Consider the following 21,291-nt stretch of genomic DNA (forward strand, 5'->3'; position numbering starts at 1 on the left):
CCGACGCGGCCGCCCTCCTTCGCGAACGTCGAGTAGACGTCGGTCGTCCTCATGCTCAGAAGTCCCAGCCGTCGTCTTCGGACTCGTCCTTGACCGGCTCGGGGGCGGCGAACGACTCACCGACCATGCCCGCGGTCAGCGTGGTGCCGTCGCCGGGGTCGATCAGGATGAAGGAGCCGGTGCGGCGGGAGTCGGCGTAGGAGTCGACCGGCAGCGGCTCGGCGGTGCGGATCTTCACCCGGCCGATGTCGTTGGCGACGAGGTGTCCCGGGTGCGGGTGCAGGGACAGGTCGTCCAGCGTCAGCCGGGACGGGATGTCCTTCACGATCGCCTTGACGGTGCGGGTGCCGTGCTTGAGCAGCACCCGGTGACCGACCCGCAGCGGCTCGTCGGCCACATGGCAGACGGTCGCCTCCACGTCCTGGGTGGTGGCGGGCGCGTCCTTCGTCGGCACGATCAGGTCGCCGCGGGAGACGTCGATGTCGTCCTCCAGCAGGACCGTCACCGACTGCGTCGTCCAGGCCACGTCCACCGGCTCGCCGAGCAGGTCGATGCCGCTGATCCGGGTGGTGCGCCCGGAGGGCAGGACCGTGATCCGGTCGCCGACCCGGAAGGTGCCCGCCGCGATCTGGCCCGCGTAGCCCCGGTAGTCCGGGTGCTCCGCGGTCTGCGGGCGGATCACGTACTGCACGGGCAGCCGGGCGTGGCAGTGCGCCAGGTCGTGGCTGACCGGCACGGTCTCCAGGTGCTCCAGCACGGTCGGGCCGCCGTACCAGTCCATGTTCGCGGACGGCTCCACCACGTTGTCACCGGCGAGCGCCGAGATCGGGATCGCGGTGACCTCGGGCACGCCCAGTTCGGTCGCGTACGCCGTGAACTCCTCGGCGATCGCGGCGAACACCGGCTCCTCGTACCCGACGAGGTCCATCTTGTTGACCGCGAGCACGACGTGCGGCACGCGCAGCAGGGCCGCGATCGCCGCGTGCCGGCGGGTCTGCTCGACCACACCGTTGCGGGCGTCGACGAGGATCACGGTCAGCTCGGCCGTGGAGGCGCCGGTGACCATGTTGCGGGTGTACTGCACATGCCCGGGCGTGTCGGCCAGGATGAACCGGCGCCGGGGTGTGGCGAAGTAGCGGTAGGCCACGTCGATCGTGATGCCCTGCTCGCGCTCGGCGCGCAGACCGTCGGTGAGGAGGGCGAGGTCCGGGCCCTCCTGGCCGCGGCCGGCGGACGCCCGCTCCACGGCCTCCAGCTGGTCGGCGAGGACCGATTTGGAGTCGTGCAGCAGCCGCCCGACGAGCGTGGACTTGCCGTCGTCGACGGAGCCGGCGGTGGCGAACCGCAGCAGCGTGGTGGCCGAGAGCGCCTCGGTCGTGGTCGTGCTCATGCTTAGAAGTACCCCTCGCGCTTGCGGTCTTCCATCGCGGCCTCGGAGAGCTTGTCGTCGGCGCGGGTCGCGCCCCGCTCGGTGAGCCGGGACGCGGCGATCTCGGCGATCACGGCGTCCAGCGTGGTGGCGTCGGAGTCGACGGCGCCGGTGCAGGACATGTCGCCGACGGTGCGGTAGCGGACCTGGCGCTTCTCGACGCTCTCGCCGTCCTTCGGGCCGCCCCACTCACCGGCGGTCAGCCACATGCCGCCCCGCTGGAACACCTCGCGCTCGTGCGCGAAGTAGATCTGCGGCAGTTCGATGCCCTCGCGGGCGATGTACTGCCACACGTCCAGCTCGGTCCAGTTCGACAGCGGGAACACCCGGACGTGCTCGCCGGGTGCGTGCCGGCCGTTGTACAGGTTCCACAGCTCGGGGCGCTGGCGGCGCGGGTCCCACTGGGAGAACTCGTCGCGCAGGGAGAACACCCGCTCCTTGGCGCGGGCCTTCTCCTCGTCGCGGCGGCCGCCGCCGAACACGGCGTCGAACTTCTCGCTCTGGATCTTCTCCGTCAGCGGGAGCGTCTGCAGCGGGTTGCGCGTGCCGTCGGCACGCTCCTTGAGCACACCCCGGTCGATGTAGTCCTGGACGGAGGCCACATGCAGGCGCAGCCCGTGGGTGGCCACCGTACGGTCCCGGTACTCCAGCACCTCGGGGAAGTTGTGCCCGGTGTCCACGTGCAGCAGCGAGAACGGCACGGCCGCGGGCGCGAACGCCTTCAGCGCCAGGTGCAGCATGAGGATGGAGTCCTTGCCGCCGGAGAACAGGATCACCGGGTTCTCGAACTCGCCCGCCACCTCGCGGAAGATGTGCACCGCCTCGGACTCCAGCGCGTCCAGGTGCGACAGGGCGTACGGGCTCTCCGTGCCCTCCTCGACCTCGGTCACGGTCGTCATGCCAGTCCCCTCTCGCTCAGCAGGGCGTACACCGACGCCGCCGACTCCTGCACGGTCTGGTTCTGCGACTCGATCCGCAGATCGGGAGCCTGAGGCTCCTCGTACGGGTCGTCGACGCCGGTCAGCCCGGTCAGCCGGCCCGCGGCCTGCTCGGCGTACAGTCCCTTCACGTCGCGCACGCTGCACACCTCGACCGGGGTCGCCACATGGATCTCCAGGTACGCCGTCCCGTTCTCCGCGTGCCGCTTGCGTACGGCGTCCCGGCTGTCCGCGTACGGCGCGATCACCGGCACCAGCGCCTTGACGCCGTTGCGGGCGAGCAGCTCGGCGACGAAGCCGATGCGCTGCACGTTGGTGTGCCGGTCCTCGCGGGAAAAGCCGAGGCCCGCCGAGATGAACTCGCGGATCTCGTCGCCGTCGAGCACCTCGACGCGGTGGCCGTCGGCGCGCAGCCGGCCGGCGAGCTCGTAGGCGATGGTGGTCTTGCCGGCGCTCGGCAGGCCCGTGAGCCAGACGGTGGCTCCGGTCGTCACGTCGTTCTCCTGAAGAAGGTGATGGTTCGTCATCCGTGCAGCCCGCACTCGGTCTTGGCGCGGCCCGCCCAGCGGCCGGCGCGCGCGTCCTCGCCCTCCAGGACCCGCCGGGTGCACGGGGCGCAGCCGACGGAGGCGTAACCGTCCATCAGCAACGGGTTGGTGAGCACGCCGTGTGCGGCGACGTAGGCGTCCACGTCGTCCTGCGTCCAGCGGGCGATCGGGGAGATCTTGACCTTCTGCCGCTTCTCGTCCCAGCCGACGACCGGGGTGTTCGCCCGGGTCGGCGACTCGTCGCGGCGCAGGCCGGTCGCCCACGCCTGGTAGCCCTTCAGGCCCTCTTCGAGGGGCTTGACCTTGCGCAGTGCGCAGCACAGGTCCGGGTCGCGCTCGTGCAGCTTCGGGCCGTACTCCGCGTCCTGCTCGGCGACCGTCTGCTTCGGCGTGAGGGTGATGACGTTGACGTCCATCACGGCCTCGACGGCGTCGCGGGTGCCGATGGTCTCGGGGAAGTGGTAACCGGTGTCGAGGAAGACGACGTCCACGCCCGCGAGCACGCGCGAGGCGAGATGGGCGACTACGGCGTCCTCCATGGACGAGGTGACGCAGAACTTCGAGCCGAAGGTGTCGACCGCCCACTGCAGGATCTCCAGGGCGGAGGCGTCCTCCAGGTCGCGGCCCGCCTGCTCGGCGAGTGCCCGCAACTCATCGGCCGTACGGTCGTGCTGAGCCGTCGTCATATCGAGTCGTCCCGTCCGTTGTCGGCGCGCTGAAGTCCCCGGGCCAGCAGTCCGAGGAACTTCAGCTGGAATGCGCGGTTGCATGCCGCGCATTCCCAGGCGCCGTGGCCCTGCTCGTGCGGACGCAGGTCCTCGTCGCCGCAGTAGGGGCAGTGGAAAGGTGCGGCCCGCTCGCTCACGACAGTGCCTCCTCGGATGCCCGGGACGCCCAGGTGGCGAACCGCTCGCCGTCCTCGCGCTCGGCCTGGAACCGCTTCAGCACCCGCTCGACGTAGTCGGGCAGTTCCTCGGCGGTGACCTTCAGACCGCGCACCTTGCGGCCGAAGCCCGGCTCCAGACCGAGGGCGCCGCCGAGGTGCACCTGGTAGCCCTCGACCTGTTCGCCCTTGTCGTCGAGGACCAGCTGGCCCTTGAGACCGATGTCCGCGACCTGGATGCGGGCGCAGGCGTTCGGGCAGCCGTTGAGGTTGATGGTGATCGGCTCGTCGAAGTCCGGCAGGCGGCGCTCCAGTTCGTCGATCAGCGTGGAGCCGCGCTGCTTGGTCTCGACGATGGCGAGCTTGCAGAACTCGATGCCGGTGCAGGCCATGGTGCCGCGCCGGAAGGTGGACGGCCGGGCGGTGAGGTCCAGCGCCTCCAGGCCCTCGACCAGCGAGTCGACCTGGTCCTGCTCGACGTCGAGGACGATCATCTTCTGCTCGACGGTGGTGCGCACCCGGCCCGAGCCGTGTGCCTCCGCGAGGTCGGCGATCTTCGTCAGCGTGGCGCCGTCGACGCGTCCGACGCGCGGGGCGAAACCGACGTAGAAACGGCCGTCCTTCTGCCGGTGCACCCCGATGTGGTCGCGCCACTGCTGCACGGGCTGCTCGGGGGCCGGGCCGTCGACCAGCTCGCGCTTCAGGTACTCGTCCTCCAGCACCTGGCGGAACTTCTCCGCGCCCCAGTCGGCGACCAGGAACTTCAGGCGGGCGCGGTTGCGCAGCCGGCGGTAGCCGTAGTCACGGAAGATGGAGAGGACGCCCTCGTAGACGTCGGGGACCTCGTCGATCGGCACCCAGGCGCCGAGCCGGACACCCAGCTTCGGGTTGGTGGACAGGCCACCGCCCACCCACACGTCGAAGCCCGGGCCGTGCTCGGGGTGCCGTACGCCGACGAACGCCACGTCGTTGATCTCGTGCACGACGTCCAGCAGCGGCGAGCCGGAGATGGCCGTCTTGAACTTCCGGGGGAGGTTCGAGTACGCCTTGTTGTTCAGCACGCGGCGCTTCATCTCCTCCAGCGCCGGCGTGCCGTCGATGATCTCGTCCTCGGCGATCCCCGCCACCGGGGAGCCGATCATCACACGCGGGGTGTCACCGCAGGCGGTGACGGTGGACAGGCCGACGGCCTCCAGCCGTTCCCAGATCTCCGGCACGTCCTCGATCCGGATCCAGTGGTACTGCACGTTCTGACGGTCGGTGATGTCCGCGGTGCCGCGCGCGAACTCCTGGGAGATCTCGCCGATCACCCGCAGCTGCTGCGTGGTCAGCGCGCCGCCGTCGATGCGCACCCGCATCATGAAGTGGCGGTCGTCCAGCTCCTCCGGCTCCAGGATCGCGGTCTTGCCGCCGTCGATCCCGGGCTTGCGCTGGGTGTACAGCCCCCACCAGCGCATCCGGCCGCGCAGGTCGCTGGGATCGATCGAGTCGAAACCGCGCTTGGAATAGATCGTCTCAATGCGCGTCCGCACATTGAGACCGTCATCGTCCTTCTTGACCTGCTCGTTGCCGTTGAGCGGGGTGAAGTGACCCACGGCCCACTGACCCTCACCACGGTGACGGCTCACCTTGCGGCGGGGCGCGGAGGCGGCGGTGTTCGGCGGAGTGGCGGCCATGGTTCTACGTCCTTCGAGACCGGTGGGAATCAGCTCTGACCTGCGCAGACGCGCGCACGCGGGCAGGCGTGCGCGACATTGCGCAAGGAACATCTGGGAAGGGGGGTTCGCGGCGGTGCTGGGGCGCTCAGCTCGCCGGACAGATGGCGCTGGACATGCGGCCGAGGTCGACGTGCCGCCGACTCACCAAGGCAATTCCAGTTCCAGGCATGACGGAAGCGTGTCATGGCGATCTGGACACAGTCCAGCTTTATCCATCATGCGGACATCCGCGTCCCGGAATGTGGGACAAGGGTGTCGTCGCTCACATGCCGTGCGTGAAGGCTTGTCCCGGCAGGTCAGGCCGGGTATGCGCCGGGCCACGGCCCCGGCGCCGTCGTGTCCGGCTCCAGCTCGACCTTGGTGTCGAACAGCTTGAAGCCGCGCCGCTGGTAGTTGTCCATGGCGAACTCGCCGTCCAGGCTGCACGTGTGCAGCCACACCCGCTTCGTCGGCGTCCGTCCCGGCCACCGCTCGGCCAGGTCCCAGGCGCGGGCCGCCCCGTACGACAGCAGATGGCCGCCGATGCGGCGGCCGCGGAAGGCCGGGATCAGACCGAAGTAGACGATCTCGACCACGCCCTCGTCCTGCGGGCCGAGCTCCACATAGCCGGCCGGGGTGCCCCGGTCGTACGCCACCCATGTCTCCACACCGGCCCGGTCCAGGTGCTCCTGCCACCGGGCGTACGTCCAGCCCAGCCGGTCGGTCCAGCGGATGTCGCCGCCCACCGAGGCGTACAGGAAACGGCTGAACTCGGGGGAGGGGACCTCTGCGCGCACGATCCGGACGTCGCCCTCGGGCGCGGCGGCGGGCAGGAGATCGGCCGGCGAGGTCTGCTCCAGGGACCAGGTGGTGACAGGGATGCTGCTCATGCGCGCCAGGGAATCATCCCGCGCCCCGGTCTGTCGATCGGCCGGGTCACCCAGCGGGCCCCTGGTCAGCCCAGGGAACTGTCCAGCTCCGCCAGGGGCACGCAGAACAGCATCCGGTCCGACAGCGACCACACCTCGCCGGTTGCCTGCCAGTAGGACAGGGAGCCCGCTTTCTCGGCCCAGCAGCGGCGCGAGCCGTCCGAACCGCAGTGCGCGGCCTTCGCCCCGTCGGCGTCCTGCCGCCACAACCCGCCGTGCCCGTCCCGTGAGCCGGGCAGGCGTCCCACATACCAGGACGCACGCTCCGTTCCGGGCCGCCGGTACGACAGCACGCCCCGGATCCCGGCCGTCCGGGTCCGGTACGCCTCCACCGCCGCCGCCCGCCCCTCGGCGTCCGTGGCGAGCAGGCCCTCGCGCGCCGGATCCGTACTGAACGCGTACCGCCACAGCCGGGCGTTGCGCTCGCCGTCCGGCGCGGTCCACTCCGCGGCGACCAGACTGTCCCCGGCGGTGCCCCGGTCGAGGGCGAGCGCGCCGGGACAGGGCGGTCCGGAGCGGGCGCAGCGACCCGCGGTGAAGCGGTACGAGCCGACCGCGGGCATCACGTACCGATAGCCGTCGGCGGACCAGCCGCCGGGTACCCGGCCGATCGCGGGGCCGTCGACGCTCGTGCGCTGGATCCGGTCCAGGTCATACACATACAGCGCGTCGGCGCTGCCGGACCGCGCGGTGACCAGCAGCTTGTCCTGGTACCAGACCATCCCGGAGATCCCGGAGGCCAGCCCCCGGTAGTCGCGGCCGCCGTCGACCGGCACCACCAGCAGCACCCAGCGGTAGGCGAGGCGGGCGGGGTCGTCGGCGTTCACGAAGGCGACCCTGGCCAGGCCGCGCTCGGCGGCGCGGCCGGTGGTGGTGCTGTGGGTCCAGCCGGCCAGGACGACCCGGTGGGTGCCCCAGACCCCGTCGTCGTCGGCGTCCCCGGAGGTGGTCACCGACGCCGGCCGCCAGGCGGTGCCGGCGGCGTCGGCCGGGTCCCAGCAGGAGGCCCGGGTGGCGGCCGGTGCGACGGGCAGGGACGCGCGGTCGGCGGAGGAGCAGTCGGCGGACGCGCGCATCCTGCGGTCGGCGCTCGCCAGGACGGCGTCCACGCCGGCCGGGCGGCCCATCGCGGCCGAGAGCCGGTCCAGCGTGCGGGCGGGGACCAGCCGCTCCTGGAGCTGGAGCCGGCCGGTGTCCGCCGGGGAGGCGAGCGGCCGGAGCGCGCCGGGGCTGTCGGTGACGTCCGCCTGGGACGCGCTGATCAGGGTGGCGGCCGCGGTGAGCGCCAGCGCGGTCCCGGACAGGACCGCGCGCAGTGCAGCGCCCCGCCTGCGCCGGCGGTGTCTGCCGCGATGCTTCATCTCGTCCCCTCTTCCGGGGCCCCGTACCGCCGGGGCGCCGGACGGTGGCGGGCCAACTGCGCCTGATGATCCGTACGTTGATGTGAGAAGCAGTTGGGGTGGCCCTTAAGGGATGCTACGGCAGCAACGGCCCGCGCAGGGCCAAGACCCCGCACATCCGCCGGAAGAGGGGCTCACCGGTCCGCGGGCCCGCCGCCCCGCACGGCCGTCCGCCTCCGTGCGACCGCCGGCGCCGTCGAAGAAGGCAGCAGGTCACGGAGGTCCTCGGGAAGAAACATCTCGATCTCGGCGTCCTCGCGGAAGCGATACGGTCGATGCTGCAGGAGTTCCCCGAAGTACCGCCGGATCCGTGACATCTCGGCCCGTACCGTGACCGTGCGCGAAGGATCCCCGAACAGATCATCGGCCAGCGCCGCCGCACCGCGGCCGGAGCGGTGCGCGGCGAGCAGATACAGCAACTCGGCGTGCCGCGGACTGAGTTCCCGCGACCAGGAGCCCGCAGAACCGGACACCGTCAGCGTGGGGCGGCCCGGCCCGGCCAGATCCAGCGCGATCCGGGTGGCGGTGCCGAGCGGTTCCTCGGCCGCGCGCAGCAACCAGCCGCCGGCCAGTGGCTCCACCGCGCACGAGCCCAGCGACGGCAGCCACCGGCGGCCCGGCGCCAGCGACTTGGGCAGTGCGACCCGGCGCACGTACGGCATCCCGGACACGGCCGCCGACCAGCCGTCCCGGTCCACCACCAGCGCCCGCCCGTCCAGCCGGGCCAGCACCGGCGCGGCCACCGACCGCAGCCGCTCCAGGGAGTCCAGATGCAGCTCCCGCAGCCGTGCCTCGGCCAGCTTGGCCACCGAGTCCACCCAGGCGAGGGTCGCCGGATGCATCGTCTCCAGCGGGCCGCTGACATCCACGACACCGATCAGCCGGCCGTCCCTCGGATCGGTGATCGGCGCGCCCGTGCACGTCCAGGAGGCGTGCGAGCGCACGAAGTGCTCGGCGGCGAAGACCTGCACGGGCCGTCGTACGACCGCCGGGGTGCCCACTCCGTTGGTGCCGACGACGTCTTCCCGCCAGTCCGCGCCGAGTTCGAAACCCAGGCCGTCGGCCTTGCGCAGCACCGGCGGGGCCCCCTCCCGCCACAGCACACGCCCGTCGGCGTCCGCGACGACCATGATGTGCTGGGCGACGTCGGCGACCGAAAGCAGACCCTCACGCAGCACCGGCAGGACATGTCTGAGCGGCGACTCCTCGCGCCGGCGCCGCACTTCCTCGGAGGACAGCAGCCCCGATCTGAAGTCGTGGTCGGGATCGACACCGCTGCGCAGCATCCGGCCCCAGGACTGCTCGATCACCGGCCGGGGCGCGATCCGCGCACGTTGACCGGCAAGGGTGGCGTCGCGTACCGCGCTCAGCAGCCGCGCCGCCTGTGCCGCGTCCACGGCGGCCAGGCGCGCCACGTTCATCGGCGGGTTCACCACGGGGGTCCTCCCGGGAATGGGCTCGAACATGCTTGTCAAGCTGTCCGGTCGGCGGTTTCCGGTCCGGCTGTCGCCTCTCATACTGCCGCTCCGGGCAGGCCGGAGGCACACACTCCGCGCACGTGCGCCGACAAGTTGCAACCCTTTGCAACCCTGGTGGACGGTCGGAGGGTGGCCGAGACTTGTCGCATCCGCGGGTTCAACGGGCCCAGACGGTGGGGGTGGTGCCGTGTCGGCGCAGCACCACCCCCGCTGGGCGCGGTCGTCCTCGCAGCAGGGCGTGCATGGTGACGGTGCGTCGGCGGGTCCGGATGCGTCGTGGCTGGTCGCACAGTCCCCCGTGCCCCTGGGCGGGTCAGACCGGACCGCGCTTCAGAGCGTCGGGCGTGCGCGTTCCACAACCGGCGCCAGGTCCAGGCCGGTCGGCAGGGTGCCGAACGATGCGCCGTGGTCGCCGCCCAAGCGCGAGGCGCAGAAGGCGTCCGCCACCTCCGGCGGAGCGTGCCGGACCAGGAGCGAGCCCTGGAGCACCAGTGCGAGGCGTTCCACCAGTCGTCTGGCCCGGCCCTCGACGGCGTCCAGGTCGGCGAGTTCGGTGAAGAGGTCCTTCACGGCGCGGTCGAGGCGGTGGTCGGCGCCGTGGGCCCGGCCGATCTCCGTCAGGCAGGCGTCCAGCGCGCCCGGCTCCCGCTGCAGCGCCCGCAGCACGTCCAGCGCCTGCACGTTTCCGGCGCCCTCCCAGACGGAGTTCAGCGGGGACTCCCGTACCAGCCGCGGCAGGCCCGACTCCTCGACATAGCCGTTGCCGCCCAGGCACTCCGCGGCCTCGACGGCCACGGGCGCACAGCGCTTGGTGATCCAGTACTTGGCCGCCGGGACCGCCAGCCGCAGGAAGGCCCGTTCCTGTTCGCCGTCGTCGTCGTAGGCTGCCGCCAGCCTGAGCGCGAGGGCCGTCGCCGCCTCCGACTCCAGCGCGAGGTCGGCGAGGACGTTGCGCATCAGCGGCTTGTCGATCAGCTTCCCGCCGAACGCCTCCCGGTACGTGCAGTGGTGCACGGCCTGCGCCACCGCCTGCCGCATCAGCCCCGCCGAGCCCAGCGCGCAGTCCAGCCGGGTCGCCGCGACCATCCCGATGATCGTCCGTACCCCGCGCCCCTCCTCGCCGACCCGGCGCGCCCAGGTGCCGGCGAACTCGACCTCGGCGGAGGCGTTGGACCGGTTGCCCAGCTTGTCCTTCAGCCGCTGGACGAGGAAGACGTTGCGGGAGCCGTCGGGCAGGACGCGGGGCACCAGGAAGCAGGTGAGGCCCCCCGGGGCCTGCGCCAGCACCAGGAAGGCGTCCGACATGGGCGCCGAGCAGAACCACTTGTGCCCGGTCAGCTCGTACGTGCCCGCCTCGGCGAGCGGCCGGGCCCCGGTGGTGTTGGCGCGGACGTCGCTGCCGCCCTGCTTCTCGGTCATGCCCATACCGAAGAGCGCCCCGGGCTTCTGCGCGACGGGCCGCAGCTGACGGTCGTAGACCGTGGACGTCAGCAGTGGCTCCCACTCAGCGGCGAGCGCGGGGTCGGTCCGCAGCGCCGGAACCGCGGCGTGGGTCATCGACAGCGGGCAGCAGTTGCCCGCCTCGACCTGGGTCCAGACCAGGAAGCCGGCGGCCCGGCGGACGTGCCCGGACGGCCGGGTCCAGGCGCCGGTCAGACCAGCCGAGACACCCTTGCCGAGCAGCCGGTGCCAGGCGGGGTGGAAGTCGATCTCGTCGATCCGGTGGCCGTACCGGTCGTGGGTGCGCAGCCGGGGCGGTTGCTCGTTGGCCTGCACCGCCCACTCCTGGAGCTGCGCCGAGCCCGCGGCGCGGCCCAGCGCGGACAGCTCCGCGCACACCTCGTCGAGCACGTCCGGACCGGTGTGGCGCTCGACGGCCTCCACCAGAGCCCGGTCGGCGGCGAAGGCGTCGTAGCCCACCAGGGGTGGCGGCTGGTTCGTCACGGTGTGGGTGGGGGTGCCTGCCATGATTGCGAACCTACCCGGAACGGCGGCGGTGATGGCATCCAGAGTGGCACAGGGGCGCCGCCGGCGGCGCCGGATGCGCTCACCCGCCCCGGAAGGTGAGGGCGGTCGGGTGCTGCGGATACCTTTGGGTCGTGCAGCCAGCAAGTGAACCCCCCGAGCGGCCCGCCGGTCGCCTCCACCGGGCCAGAGCCCTCTACCGGAACGTCTCCAAGCGCAGGACGGCCTGGCTGCTGCTCAAGGACACCGTCAACTCCTGCATGGAGTACCGCATCCTGGGTCTGGCGGCCGAGGCGGCGTTCTTCACGCTGCTGTCCGTGCCACCGCTGCTGCTCTGCCTCATCGGGCTGCTCGCCTACGTCGACACCTGGACCGGCGCCCACACCATCAGCAGCCTCGAGACCAACATCCTCGAGGCCTCCCGGACGGTCCTGTCCGACAAGGGCGTGAAGGAGATCACCCAGCCGATCCTGCACGACGTGATGAAGGGCGGCAGGCCCGACGTCATCTCCATCGGCTTCGTCTTCGCCCTGTGGTCGGGGTCGCGAGCGGTGAACGTCTTCATCGACACCATCACCGTGATGTACGGCCTCGACGGCGTCCGGGGCATCGTCAAGACGCGGATGATGTCGTTCCTGCTGTTCACCGTGGCGCTGCTGATCGGCTCGGTGGCGCTGCCGCTGATGGTGGCGGGCCCGGACGCGGTGGTCCGGGTGGTGCCCTGGTCGGAGACGCTGGTCCAGGTCCTGTACTGGCCCGTCGTCATCCTCCTGTCCATCGCCTTCCTGACGACCCTCTACCACGTGTCCGTACCGGTCCGCTCCCCGTGGATCGAGGACGTCCCCGGCGCCCTCGTCGCCCTGGCCATGTGGGTCCTCGGCAGCTTCCTGCTGCGGATCTACCTCGTGCACACCATCGAGGGCGCCACCATCTACGGCTCCCTGGCCGCCTCCGTCGCCGTCCTCCTGTGGATCGGGGTGTCGGCCTTCGCCGTCCTCGTCGGCGCGGCCGTGAACGCCGCCATCGACCGGGTGTGGCCCGCCGCCGCCACGGCCGCGGCCCGCGCCGCGAACGAGCGGTTCCGCGAGGCCCAGGTCGTCGAGTACGTCGCCCGGGCCACGGCGGCCCGCGAGACCGACCCCGACGACCCCGACATGCCCTCCGAGTTCCCCGAGCGCTGGTCCCGCTTCCTGCCCCCGGAGGACGTGACGGCCCGCCTGCGCACCCACGCCAAGCACGTGCACCACGCGCACGGGTCGAACGGCCGGCCCGCACCCGGGGCCGGCGGCCGGCGACCGCACGAGGACGACGGCCGGCAACCGCACGACGACGGCAGGCAACCGCACGACGACGAAGGGCGACCGCCGCACAAGGCCAACGGGGACGCCAACGGGAGCGGGGGCTCGGCACGGTAGGACACGGACACGGGCGGGCGACCGGCGGGCCCGGCCGGGTGCGGGGTGCCCCGCTCCACGCCGCCGATGCCCGTGGCCGGCGCCCCGGGCGCCGCGCGTGCTGCGCCCGCACCGCGGGTTCGGCCCGTTCTGCGCCAGGTCCGCCGGCCGACTGCCGTGCCCGGCGGGCGACCTCGCCGAACCGCTCGTGCCCAGGAGCGCGCGTCTACGCTGCCCCCATGGACGCACTCGCGGGCCTGCTGGACGGTCCACGCGCGCACGGCGCCTTCCTGATCCGTGCCTGCTTCGATCCGCCGTGGGCCGTGCGCGTGGCGGACGAGGCGCCGCGCCGCTGACCGTGATGCTCATGGCGCGCGGCACCGCGTGGATCACTCCGGACGGTGACGGCGTGCCGGTCCGGCTCGGTCCCGGAGACCTGGCGATCGCACGCGGCCCGGACCCGTACACCTGCGGCGACGAACCGGACACCGCACCGCAGGCGCTGATCCTGCCCGGCGGCGAGTGCCGCTACCCCGACGGCACCTCTCTCAACGGCTCCATGGACCTCGGCGTGCGCACCTGGGGCGACCGCCCCGACGCCGGCACGGTCGTGCTCATCGGCACCTATCTGATGCGCGGCGAGATCAGCGGACGTCTGCTCAACGCCCTGCCACCCCTGCTCACCCTCGCTGCCGACGTGTGGGCCTGCCCGCTCACGCCCCTGCCGGCCGAGGAGATCGTGCGCGACGAGCCGGGCCAGGAGGTCGTCCTGGACCGGCTCCTGGACCTGCTGCTCATCAGCGCCCTGCGGGCCTGGTTCTCCCGCCCGGAAGCGGCGGCACCCGCGTGGTACCAGGCGTTGGCGGACCCGGTCGTGGGCCGGGCGCTGCGCCTGCTGCAGGACGACCCGGGCGTGTGTACGGCGTGAGCCCGCAGGAACACCGGGCGGAGCGGGGCGGGGGCCGCGCCTGACGGCCGCGGCTGAGGCCGCGCCGTACCTCTCCACCCCGTGGGTGAAGCTCCCTGCGGGACGCACACCCCATGGCCAAGCCCGCCGGCCGGTCGAGGAGCGGGAGCCCGGTGCCTGCGGCGACGTAGGCTGGCAGCCGTGTACACGGAGTGGGCGTCCCGGCTGACCGGCGCGGTCGTGTGGACCCACACCCCGGAAGGGGCCGGTGCCGGGCCCGTGCTGCCCGACGGCTGCATGGACCTGCTGTGGAGCGAGGGCCGGCTGCTGGTCGCGGGCCCCGACACCCGCCCGTACGTCCCCGAGGGCCCGCCCCGCTCGTGGGCCGGGATCCGCTTCTTCCCCGGCACCGCGCCCACCCTGCTCGGTGTCCCCGCGCACGAACTGCGCGACCTGCGGGTCGACTTGGCCGACCTCTGGCCCGGCGACCGGGTCCGGCGGCTGCGCGCGCGGGTGGAGGCGGCGCCCGACCCCGCGACGGCACTGGAGGACATCGCCGTGGACCGGGCCGCGCGGACCACGCCCCCGGACCGGCTGCTGCGCCGGCTGGTGGAACGGCTCGACGAGGGCTGGCCGGTGTCCGCCACGGCCGCCGAACTGGGCCTGGGCGCCCGCACGTTGCACCGCCGGTGCCTGGGCGCCTTCGGCTACGGCCCCAAGACCCTGGCCCGCATCCTGCGGCTGCAACGGGCGCTGGCGCTGGCCCGCGCCGGGACGCCGTACGCCGAGACGGCCGTCCGTGCGGGATATGCGGACCAGCCCCATCTGGCGCGGGACGTACGGCAGTTGACGGGCATGCCGCTCGGACGGTTACTCGCCCGGGGGTAGCGGCGCGAACAGGTCGACGCCGTTGCCGTCCGGGTCGTGCACGGTGGCGTAGCGCTGCCCCCAGAACGCGTCCCACGGCTTCAGTTCGCCGTGGTGCCCGGCGGTCACCAGGTCCTCGTACAGGGCGTCGACCTCGGCGGGTGAGCCGCACCGGAAGGCGAGCCCGACGCGCCCGCCGCCCCGCGGCGGCCGCCAGCCGGAGTGGAAGGAGCGGACGGTCTCCTCGGTGTCGAGGGCGAGCACCAGCCCCCCGGGCAACGCGGCCTCGACATGCGGCTGTTCCTCGGCTCCCGGCGGGAAGACCAGCCCGAGGCGACGGTAGAAGGCGAGCGAGGCGGCCAGGTCGGAGACCACCACGCCGATCACGGCGAATCGTGCAGTCATGCGCTCACCGTAGGCGGGCCCCCGCCGGCCGGTCTTGAAGGAATCGGACACCAAGGCGCGGCGCGCGTCGGGCCGGGCGCCGGGCGTCGGGCGTGCACCTTGTGGGTGGAACACCGTCCCCGTGCCCGAAGGGAGTTGGAGCCGGCCTGCCTGTGCCGCGTAGGCTCCACGCATGGCCGCGCGACTGCTGCTGCACACCCGCACCACGGACTACCGCCACGACTCCATCCCGGACGCCGTCGCCGCCGTGCGGGCGCTGGGCCGGTTCGCCGTCGAGCACACCGAGGACCCCGCCCACCTCGAACGGCCGCTGGACGGCTACGACGCCGTCGTCTTCCTCTCGACCAGCGGCGATGTGCTGACCCCGGCCGGCCGGGAGCGGCTCGCGCGGTACGTCGACTCGGGCGGCGGCTTCGCCGGGGTGCACGCGGCGGCCTGCACCGAGTACGGCTGGCCGTACTACGGCGAACTCCTCGGCGCCCGCTTCGTAGGGCACCCCGCCCACCAGCCGGGCAGGGTCGTGGTCGAGGACCCCGGGCACCCCGCGACCCGCGGGCTGCCGGCCGTCTGGGACTTCACCGACGAGTGGTACGACTTCGACGCCAGTCCCCGGGGACGGGCGCGGGTGCTGCTCAGCGCCGACGAGGCCTCGTACGACGGCGGGGGGATGGGCGCGGACCATCCGCTGGCCTGGTGCCGTGAGCAGGGCGCCGGAGGCGGTCGGGTCTTCTACACGGCGCTCGGTCACGCCGCCGAGGCCTACCGCGACCCGGACTTCCTGGCCCACCTGGACGGCGGACTCGGCAGGGCGGCACGGCTGCCTGCGTGACGTTTCTGCGGTGAACCGGTTCGGCCATTGGGGTGAGTAAAGCTCGCGTACATGGATGGTCACATGAGTATCTAGGGATGCTCTTGTCTTGGCAAAGGGCTTCGAGGCGCGTCGGCCACCCGGCCTCGCGTCACCCACCCACAGGAGGAGCCGGACCTTGACTTACGGTAAGAAGCTGCGCGAGCGCATCGCCGGGCCCGGGACCACACCGCTGATCGGCGTGTACGACATGTACTCGGCGTCGATCGCGGCCAAGCACTACGACGGGATGTTCGTTTCGGGCTTCGGCTTCGCGGCCTCGTACTACGGGCTGCCGGACATCGGTTTCATCGCCTGGCCCGACATGGTCGCCTTCGTCCAGCGGCTGCGGGGCGCGTTCCCGCACCACCATCTGCTGGTCGACATCGACGACGGGTACGTCGACCCCGAGGTCGCCTGCCACGTCGTCGAGGGACTGGAACGGATCGGCGCCTCCGGGGTGATCCTGGAGGACCAGAAACGGCCCCGCCGCTGCGGTCACGCCGACGGCAAGCAGGTGCTCCCCCTGGAGGAGTACCTGGAGAAGCTGCACCAGGTCCTCGAGACCCGCAAGGACCTGGTCGTCGTCGCCCGTACGGACGCCACCGACGAGCACGACATCCTGCACCGCGCCGAGCGCCTGGCCGCCACCGACGCCGACGTGGTCCTGGTCGACGGCGTGCGCAGCGTCGAGTGGATCAGGCGCATCCGTGAGGTCGTCGGGAACAAGCCGCTGCTGTTCAACCAGATCGCCGGAGGCAAGTCGCCCCGCCTGTCGCTCGGCGAACTCTCCGACCTCGGCGTCGACGTCGCGATCTACAGCACGCCGTGCCTGTTCGCCGCGCACGAGGCCATGGACACCGCGCTCACCGGCCTGAAGGCGGCCGACGGCCGGCTGCCCGAGGTGGACCCCGCGAGCGGCGTCGGCGTGAAGGCCTCCACCAGCCTGCTGGAGCGCAACATCGCCCGTGAGCGGCTCACCCCCGAGGGCGTGGGCGTGTGAACGGTGCCGTACCCCGGCTCGGGCTCGCCGCCGTGGCCGCGGCCGCGCTGCTCGGGGCCGGGGCCGTACCCGCGGGCGCGTCCGGAAGCCTGATCACCCTGATCGACAACTCCCACGCCGACTCCTGGCTGGAGGTCGACCGCGCGGCCAATGTCCAGACCGGCAGCGGCACCGCCGGCAGCGACCACGACGGCAGCGCCGTGGACGTGGTGGAGGCCCTCGTGGCCGCCGGTCGTCACTCCGGGGACTGACCGCCCGTCGCGTGCACGCGCACGGCACGAAGGAGGCGACCGCAGACGACGACGGCCGGGCACCCCCTGCGAGAGGTGCCCGGCCGTCGCCGCGTCCCCTCGCTCGTCCCGGTCCGCGCCTCACGCCGCCGGCCGCTCCAGGCGCGTTCCCGCCCGACACGGCGGGGTGACAGCTCGCCGCACGTGGTCGTCCGGGCGTTGCCGGTGCGCGTCAGGCGACCCGGGACAGATCCGTGTGCCGCACCTCGTGCAGCGGCGGCAGTCCCTCGGCCAGCCGCTCCAGCTCCTCCACGACGATGGTGCCCAGCCGCTGGAGCTCGTTGCCGAGCGAGCCCGCGATGTGCGGGGTGAGGAAGACGTTGGGCAGCCGGTACAGCGGGGAACCGGCGGGCAGCGGCTCCGGCTCGGTGACGTCGAGGACCGCGCACAGGCGTCCCGAGACCAGCTCCCGCGTCAGCGCCTCCTGGTCGACGAGCGCACCGCGCGCGGTGTTGATCAGTACGCCGCCGTCCCGGATGAGGCCGAGGCGGGCGCGGTCGAGCATGTGGTGGGTCTCGGGGAGGTCGGGAGCGTGCAGGCTGACGACGTCGCTGCGCCGCAGCAGATCCTCCAGCGGCAGCGGTTCCGCCCCCAGGGCCGCGGCCTGCGCGGGGCTCACGCAGGGGTCGTGCAGCAGGACCGTGAGGTCGAACGGCCGCAGCAGCTCCATGACCCGGCGGCCCACGCGGGAGGCGCCGACGACACCGACGCGGCGGCCGAGGTTGCCGGTGGCGGCGGTCTCGGCGGGGGCCGGTCCGGTGTGGGTACGGCGGTAGCGCTCGCGGTGGCCGAAGGCGTCCTTGCCGACGAGCAGGATCATCGCGAGCGTGTACTCCGCCACCGGAAGGGCGTTGCCCGCCACCGCGCTGCACACCGTGACGCCGTGGTCCCACAGGGCCTCGCCGACCAGGGAGCGTACCGAGCCCGCGGCGTGCAGCACGGCACGCAGCCGCGGGGCCGCCGCCAGGACGCCGGCGTCCAGGTGCGGGCAGCCCCACCCGGTGACCAGCACCTCGGCCGGGGCGAGGGCGCCGGCCACTGCGGGATCGGCGAAGTCCCGTACGACGAGCGCCGTGTCGATGTCGGCCGTCTGCCTCAGCCGGCTCATGAGCGGCGGCGGGAAGAGCGACGGCAGGTGCACCGGGTCCATCGCGAACACGGCCCGCGGCGGCTGGGAGCGGGTCATGGCTCTCCTGGGAACGGCGGCCGGTACCTGTTCAGAAAGCGCCTTCCACCGTATGCGTGCGGCGGACGGACGGTCAATCGGCAGCGGTGGAAGCCGGATCACGGCGGACGGGGGCCGTTCGCGCTCCGACCGGCCTCCCGCAGCCGGGATCACGGCAGGCGGTTCGCCGGCCCGGCCGACGCCGTCTGCGGTTGCACTCGGATGCACGTCGTGTGACCGGCCGCCACCCACCGTGCCGGGTCGCCCGAACGGCCCTGCCGGGCGCCCGTGCGCCGGAATACCGGCCGCTCATGTGGTGCTCTGTTGTTGCACGGTGCACGAGTGCGCGGCGAAGGGCTGGTGGGCGATGACGGCAGACCGGGCGGACCCCGTGGTCACAACGCCCTACGGGGCGGTACGCGGCCGGCACGAGCAGGGCGTCACCGTGTTCCGGGGCATCCCGTACGCAGCCCCGCCCTTCGGTCCCCGGCGGTTCCGCCCGCCCGAGCCGCCCGAGCCCTGGAACGGGGTGCGCGACACCGGCGCCTTCGGTCCCACCGCGCCGAAACCGCCGTACTCCGAGGCCTTCGCCCAGTACCTGTCCGACCCGGTGATCCCCGGCGACGACTGCCTCAACCTGAACGTATGGACCCCGCAGCCGGACCCCGGCGCCCGCCTCCCGGTCCTCGTGTGGCTGCACGGCGGTGCCCTGACCAGGGGATCCTCGGCCGTGCCCGTCTACAACGGCGCCACCTTCGCCAGGGACGGCGTCGTCTGCGTCTCGGTCAACTACCGGCTGGGCGTCGAGGGCTACGGACTGTTCCCCGACGCACCGCCCAACCCCGGCCTGCGCGACCAGCTCGCCGCCCTGCGCTGGGTGCACGACGCGATCGGCGCGTTCGGCGGCGACCCGGACCGGATCACGCTGTGCGGCCAGTCGGCCGGCGCCATCAGCGCCGGCGCCCTGCTCGCCGTACCCGCGACCCGGGGGCTGGTCCGGCGCGCCGTGCTGCAGAGCGGACCGCCGGAGGCGTCCGACCGGGACAAGGTGCGGCGGATGGTGCGCCGCATGGCCACCCGGCTGAAGATCCCCGCCACCGCCGAGGCCTTCGCCGCCGTCGACCGCGACCTGCTGCTGCGCACCCAGGCCGAGGTCGGCCGGCTCGGCAGTCCGGTCCTGGGCGGGCCCGCGTTCGGCATCGTCGTGGACGGCGACCTCGTGCCCCGCGACCCGCTCGAGGCCCTGATCGACGGCGACGCCGCCCAGGGCGTCGAGCTGCTCATGGGCTGGACCCGCGACGAGTACCGGCTCTGGCTCGTGCCCGGCGGGCTGGTGGAGCGCGTCGACCGGCTCGGCGCCGTCGCGCTCGCCGGGGCGATGGCCCGCTGCCACGCCGGCCACGAGGTGCCCCGCGGCTACCGGGCCCTGCACCCCGACGCCGGCACCGCCGAGATCGTCGGCCAGATGGTCACCGACCACCTGCTGCGGATCCCGCTGCACCGCCTCGCCGACGCCCGCCCCGGCACCTCCTACCTCTACGAGTTCGCCTGGCCGTCCCGCCTCCCCGGGCTCGGCGCCTGCCACGCCCTGGAGCTGGGGTTCGTCTTCGACTCCGGTGACCTGCCCGAGTCGCAGAGACTTGCCGGTGAGGGCGCACCGCGGGAGCTGGCCGAGGCGATGCACGCGGCCTGGGTGCGGTTCGCGGCCACCGGGGACCCCGGCTGGCAGGCCTGGGACGCGTCCCATCCGGTGCGCATCTTCGGCGACGGGGAACCGCATACCGCATACGGTCCCCGGGACGCGGAGACCGCCCTCTGGGCGGCCGCCCCCACGGGCCCGGAACCCGGCCCCGCCGCGGACATCCGCGCCCCGGGAGCGGAGCTGGCGGCGGCGGTACGGCGGTTGCGGCGCTCGGTGGGGGCCAGACGCCGTTGAGGTCCGCGGTCGCACGTCGTCGGCGGCCGTGGGCGGCTGCCGGGCCGACGGACGGCGGTGCGGCTCCACGGGTCCCGGGTTCCCGGGTCGCGTGCTGCCGGTGGGACAGCCGTTCCGGACCGTGGCCGGCCCGGTTCCTCCCGGGGCCCTGCAACGCCGTGCGCCCCGACGCCGGGCGCTGCGTTCAGGCGGCGTCCAGGGCCTGCCTGATCGACCCGATCGCCTCCGGCCCCACCCGGCAGCACCCGCCCACCAGCCGCGCGCCCGCGTCCCGCCACGTCTTGACCCGACCGGTGCCGAAAGTGGTCCCCCCGGTCCAGGCGCGCGCCTCGGCGTCCCAGGCCTCCCCGCTGTTCGGATAGACCACGACCGGCTTGCCGGTGACGCGGGAGGCGATCTCCACGGCGGTGTCCACGTCCTGCGGCGCGCAGCAGTTGACGCCCACCGCGATCACCTCGTCCACGTCGGCGGCCGGGGCGAAAGCCTCCTCCAAGGGCTGTCCGGCACGCGTGTGCCGGCCGTCGACCGTGTACGACAGCCAGGCCGGAACGCCCAGCCCGCGCACCGCCCCGAGCAGCGCGGCGCCCTCGTCGGCGTCCGGCACCGTCTCCAGTGCGAGAACGTCCGGCGCGGCGGCGGCCAGCACCTCCATGCGCGGCCGGTGAAAACGCTCCAGTTCGTCCACGCCCAGCCCGTAGCGGCCCCGGTACTCGGCGCCGTCCGCGAGCATCGCACCGTACGGGCCGACCGAGGCCGCCACCCACAGCGGCCGCTCGATGCCCGCGTCGGCGGCCTGCCGGGCGGCGTCGCGCGCGAGGTCCACGCTCAGCGTGAGCAGCCGCGCGGCCTCCCCGTGGCCGATGCCCCGCCGGGCGAAGCCCTCGAAGGTGGCCTGGTAGCTGGCGGTGATGGCCACGTCCGCGCCGGCCCGGTAGTAGGCGAGGTGGGCTTGCGTCACCGCTTCCGGGCGTTCGGCGAGCAGTCGGGCCGACCAGAGTTCGTCGCTCAGGTCGTGCCCGGCAGCCTCCAGCTGGTTGGACATGCCGCCGTCGAGCACGAGGGGCCCGGCGGCGAGGGCGTCGGCGAGGCGGGGGGAGATGCTGCTGGTCATGTCTTGACGCTAGTCGAAGCGGAACGCGGAAGGACCTCGATGTCCGGCCCGGGCTTCGCCGTCGATGCGGGTGCCGCCGGGACGGGCGGCCACGATGAG

Annotated in this window: 20 protein-coding genes and 1 pseudogene; 7 read left to right on the top strand and 14 right to left on the bottom strand. The window is 73.1% G+C overall.

The features are described from left to right. Nucleotides 1–55: 55 nt before the first annotated feature. The 11 genes from ABZ919_RS04490 to ABZ919_RS04540 all read right to left on the bottom strand — a co-directional run bounded on the left by ABZ919_RS04490 (nt 56) and on the right by ABZ919_RS04540 (nt 11,270). Nucleotides 56–1,390: a GTP-binding protein gene (locus tag ABZ919_RS04490; RefSeq protein WP_361242711.1), complete on the bottom strand. Its 1,335-nt coding sequence runs from the start codon at nt 1,388–1,390 to the stop codon at nt 56–58. A 2-nt stretch (nt 1,391–1,392) separates the two neighbouring features. Beyond that, nucleotides 1,393–2,328 (bottom strand): sulfate adenylyltransferase subunit CysD, encoded by a 936-nt coding sequence (gene cysD / locus ABZ919_RS04495; protein WP_361242714.1) that lies wholly within the window; start codon nt 2,326–2,328, stop codon nt 1,393–1,395. Next, nucleotides 2,325–2,861, bottom strand: coding sequence for an adenylyl-sulfate kinase (cysC, locus tag ABZ919_RS04500; RefSeq protein ID WP_361242717.1), 537 nt, complete (start codon nt 2,859–2,861; stop codon nt 2,325–2,327). The genes cysD and cysC overlap by 4 nt, the downstream gene beginning before the upstream one ends. A 29-nt stretch (nt 2,862–2,890) precedes the next feature. Next, on the bottom strand, nt 2,891–3,601 hold the full coding sequence (locus tag ABZ919_RS04505) for a phosphoadenylyl-sulfate reductase (RefSeq protein WP_361242720.1): 711 nt from the start codon (nt 3,599–3,601) through the stop codon (nt 2,891–2,893). Continuing rightward, nucleotides 3,598–3,780, bottom strand: a complete 183-nt coding sequence (locus ABZ919_RS04510; RefSeq protein WP_361242723.1) for a hypothetical protein — start codon at nt 3,778–3,780, stop codon at nt 3,598–3,600. Before ABZ919_RS04510 ends, ABZ919_RS04505 begins: the two co-directional genes overlap by 4 nt. Beyond that, the gene (locus ABZ919_RS04515; protein WP_361242727.1) at nt 3,777–5,474 is read right to left on the bottom strand and encodes a nitrite/sulfite reductase; all 1,698 of its coding nucleotides are present in this window, start codon (nt 5,472–5,474) and stop codon (nt 3,777–3,779) included. The genes ABZ919_RS04510 and ABZ919_RS04515 overlap by 4 nt, the downstream gene beginning before the upstream one ends. Nucleotides 5,475–5,601: 127 nt before the next feature. Continuing rightward, nucleotides 5,602–5,685 carry a putative leader peptide gene (locus ABZ919_RS04520; protein WP_310739661.1) on the bottom strand — a complete coding sequence of 28 codons (84 nt, stop codon included), beginning with the start codon at nt 5,683–5,685 and terminating at the stop codon, nt 5,602–5,604. Between the two features lie 127 nt (nt 5,686–5,812). Beyond that, on the bottom strand, nt 5,813–6,385 hold the full coding sequence (locus ABZ919_RS04525; RefSeq protein ID WP_361242729.1) for a GNAT family N-acetyltransferase: 573 nt from the start codon (nt 6,383–6,385) through the stop codon (nt 5,813–5,815). Between the two features lie 65 nt (nt 6,386–6,450). Further along, the gene (locus tag ABZ919_RS04530; protein ID WP_361242732.1) at nt 6,451–7,785 is read right to left on the bottom strand and encodes a hypothetical protein; all 1,335 of its coding nucleotides are present in this window, start codon (nt 7,783–7,785) and stop codon (nt 6,451–6,453) included. 173 nt (nt 7,786–7,958) lie between these two features. Further along, nucleotides 7,959–9,245: a GAF domain-containing protein gene (locus ABZ919_RS04535; protein ID WP_361242858.1), complete on the bottom strand. Its 1,287-nt coding sequence runs from the start codon at nt 9,243–9,245 to the stop codon at nt 7,959–7,961. A gap of 387 nt (nt 9,246–9,632) precedes the next feature. Beyond that, nucleotides 9,633–11,270, bottom strand: coding sequence for an acyl-CoA dehydrogenase family protein (locus tag ABZ919_RS04540; RefSeq protein ID WP_361242735.1), 1,638 nt, complete (start codon nt 11,268–11,270; stop codon nt 9,633–9,635). Between the two features lie 131 nt (nt 11,271–11,401). On the opposite strand from ABZ919_RS04540, the gene ABZ919_RS04545 reads away from it, so the two are divergent. The 3 genes and pseudogenes from ABZ919_RS04545 to ABZ919_RS04555 all read left to right on the top strand — a co-directional run bounded on the left by ABZ919_RS04545 (nt 11,402) and on the right by ABZ919_RS04555 (nt 14,456). Further along, nucleotides 11,402–12,682, top strand: coding sequence for a YihY/virulence factor BrkB family protein (locus ABZ919_RS04545; RefSeq protein ID WP_361242738.1), 1,281 nt, complete (start codon nt 11,402–11,404; stop codon nt 12,680–12,682). A gap of 218 nt (nt 12,683–12,900) precedes the next feature. Beyond that, nucleotides 12,901–13,571: pseudogene (locus ABZ919_RS04550) on the top strand (cupin domain-containing protein); the annotation flags it as partial. A 198-nt stretch (nt 13,572–13,769) separates the two neighbouring features. Then, on the top strand, nt 13,770–14,456 hold the full coding sequence (locus ABZ919_RS04555; RefSeq protein WP_361242741.1) for a helix-turn-helix domain-containing protein: 687 nt from the start codon (nt 13,770–13,772) through the stop codon (nt 14,454–14,456). On the opposite strand, the gene ABZ919_RS04560 is transcribed toward ABZ919_RS04555, so the two are convergent. Then, nucleotides 14,439–14,840 (bottom strand): VOC family protein, encoded by a 402-nt coding sequence (locus ABZ919_RS04560; RefSeq protein ID WP_361242744.1) that lies wholly within the window; start codon nt 14,838–14,840, stop codon nt 14,439–14,441. The two genes, ABZ919_RS04555 and ABZ919_RS04560, sit on opposite strands and share 18 nt — an antisense overlap. Nucleotides 14,841–15,012: 172 nt before the next feature. Here ABZ919_RS04560 and ABZ919_RS04565 point away from each other — a divergent pair, with 172 nt between their 5' ends. The 3 genes from ABZ919_RS04565 (at nt 15,013) to ABZ919_RS04575 (ending at nt 16,941) form a co-directional block, all read left to right on the top strand. Then, the gene (locus ABZ919_RS04565) at nt 15,013–15,669 is read left to right on the top strand and encodes a ThuA domain-containing protein (protein WP_361242747.1); all 657 of its coding nucleotides are present in this window, start codon (nt 15,013–15,015) and stop codon (nt 15,667–15,669) included. A gap of 157 nt (nt 15,670–15,826) precedes the next feature. Next, on the top strand, nt 15,827–16,690 hold the full coding sequence (locus tag ABZ919_RS04570) for an isocitrate lyase/PEP mutase family protein (RefSeq protein ID WP_361242750.1): 864 nt from the start codon (nt 15,827–15,829) through the stop codon (nt 16,688–16,690). Then, the gene (locus ABZ919_RS04575) at nt 16,687–16,941 is read left to right on the top strand and encodes a hypothetical protein (RefSeq protein ID WP_361242753.1); all 255 of its coding nucleotides are present in this window, start codon (nt 16,687–16,689) and stop codon (nt 16,939–16,941) included. Before ABZ919_RS04570 ends, ABZ919_RS04575 begins: the two co-directional genes overlap by 4 nt. Nucleotides 16,942–17,152: 211 nt before the next feature. Here the strand turns inward: ABZ919_RS04575 and ABZ919_RS04580 are convergent, their stop codons facing one another. Beyond that, nucleotides 17,153–18,166, bottom strand: coding sequence for a hydroxyacid dehydrogenase (locus ABZ919_RS04580; protein WP_361242756.1), 1,014 nt, complete (start codon nt 18,164–18,166; stop codon nt 17,153–17,155). 346 nt (nt 18,167–18,512) lie between these two features. Here ABZ919_RS04580 and ABZ919_RS04585 point away from each other — a divergent pair, with 346 nt between their 5' ends. Beyond that, complete coding sequence (locus ABZ919_RS04585; RefSeq protein WP_361242758.1) at nt 18,513–20,081, top strand: carboxylesterase family protein; 1,569 nt, start codon at nt 18,513–18,515, stop codon at nt 20,079–20,081. 184 nt (nt 20,082–20,265) lie between these two features. Here ABZ919_RS04585 and mmuM read toward each other — a convergent pair whose 3' ends face one another. Then, a complete protein-coding gene (gene mmuM / locus ABZ919_RS04590; protein ID WP_361242761.1) occupies nt 20,266–21,192 on the bottom strand; it encodes a homocysteine S-methyltransferase in 927 nt (308 codons plus the stop codon). Nucleotides 21,193–21,291: the final 99 nt, after the last annotated feature.

The sequence above is a fragment of the Streptomyces sp. NPDC046759 genome (genome assembly GCF_040645475.1).
GTDB lineage: Bacteria > Actinomycetota > Actinomycetes > Streptomycetales > Streptomycetaceae > Streptomyces.

Excerpts from the sequence above, each read along its gene's own strand:
- ABZ919_RS04505 (WP_361242720.1), bottom strand. The coding sequence starts at position 3,601 with ATGACGACGGCTCAGCACGACCGTACGGCCGATGAGTTGCGGGCACTC.
- mmuM (WP_361242761.1), bottom strand. The coding sequence starts at position 21,192 with ATGACCAGCAGCATCTCCCCCCGCCTCGCCGACGCCCTCGCCGCCGGG.
- ABZ919_RS04490 (WP_361242711.1), bottom strand. The coding sequence starts at position 1,390 with ATGAGCACGACCACGACCGAGGCGCTCTCGGCCACCACGCTGCTGCGG.
- ABZ919_RS04565 (WP_361242747.1), top strand. The coding sequence starts at position 15,013 with ATGGCCGCGCGACTGCTGCTGCACACCCGCACCACGGACTACCGCCAC.
- ABZ919_RS04530 (WP_361242732.1), bottom strand. The coding sequence starts at position 7,785 with ATGAAGCATCGCGGCAGACACCGCCGGCGCAGGCGGGGCGCTGCACTG.
- ABZ919_RS04535 (WP_361242858.1), bottom strand. The coding sequence starts at position 9,245 with ATGAACGTGGCGCGCCTGGCCGCCGTGGACGCGGCACAGGCGGCGCGG.
- ABZ919_RS04515 (WP_361242727.1), bottom strand. The coding sequence starts at position 5,474 with ATGGCCGCCACTCCGCCGAACACCGCCGCCTCCGCGCCCCGCCGCAAG.
- ABZ919_RS04580 (WP_361242756.1), bottom strand. The coding sequence starts at position 18,166 with ATGACCCGCTCCCAGCCGCCGCGGGCCGTGTTCGCGATGGACCCGGTG.
- ABZ919_RS04560 (WP_361242744.1), bottom strand. The coding sequence starts at position 14,840 with ATGACTGCACGATTCGCCGTGATCGGCGTGGTGGTCTCCGACCTGGCC.
- cysD (WP_361242714.1), bottom strand. The coding sequence starts at position 2,328 with ATGACGACCGTGACCGAGGTCGAGGAGGGCACGGAGAGCCCGTACGCC.
- ABZ919_RS04520 (WP_310739661.1), bottom strand. The coding sequence starts at position 5,685 with ATGCCTGGAACTGGAATTGCCTTGGTGAGTCGGCGGCACGTCGACCTC.
- ABZ919_RS04525 (WP_361242729.1), bottom strand. The coding sequence starts at position 6,385 with ATGAGCAGCATCCCTGTCACCACCTGGTCCCTGGAGCAGACCTCGCCG.
- ABZ919_RS04540 (WP_361242735.1), bottom strand. The coding sequence starts at position 11,270 with ATGGCAGGCACCCCCACCCACACCGTGACGAACCAGCCGCCACCCCTG.
- ABZ919_RS04585 (WP_361242758.1), top strand. The coding sequence starts at position 18,513 with ATGACGGCAGACCGGGCGGACCCCGTGGTCACAACGCCCTACGGGGCG.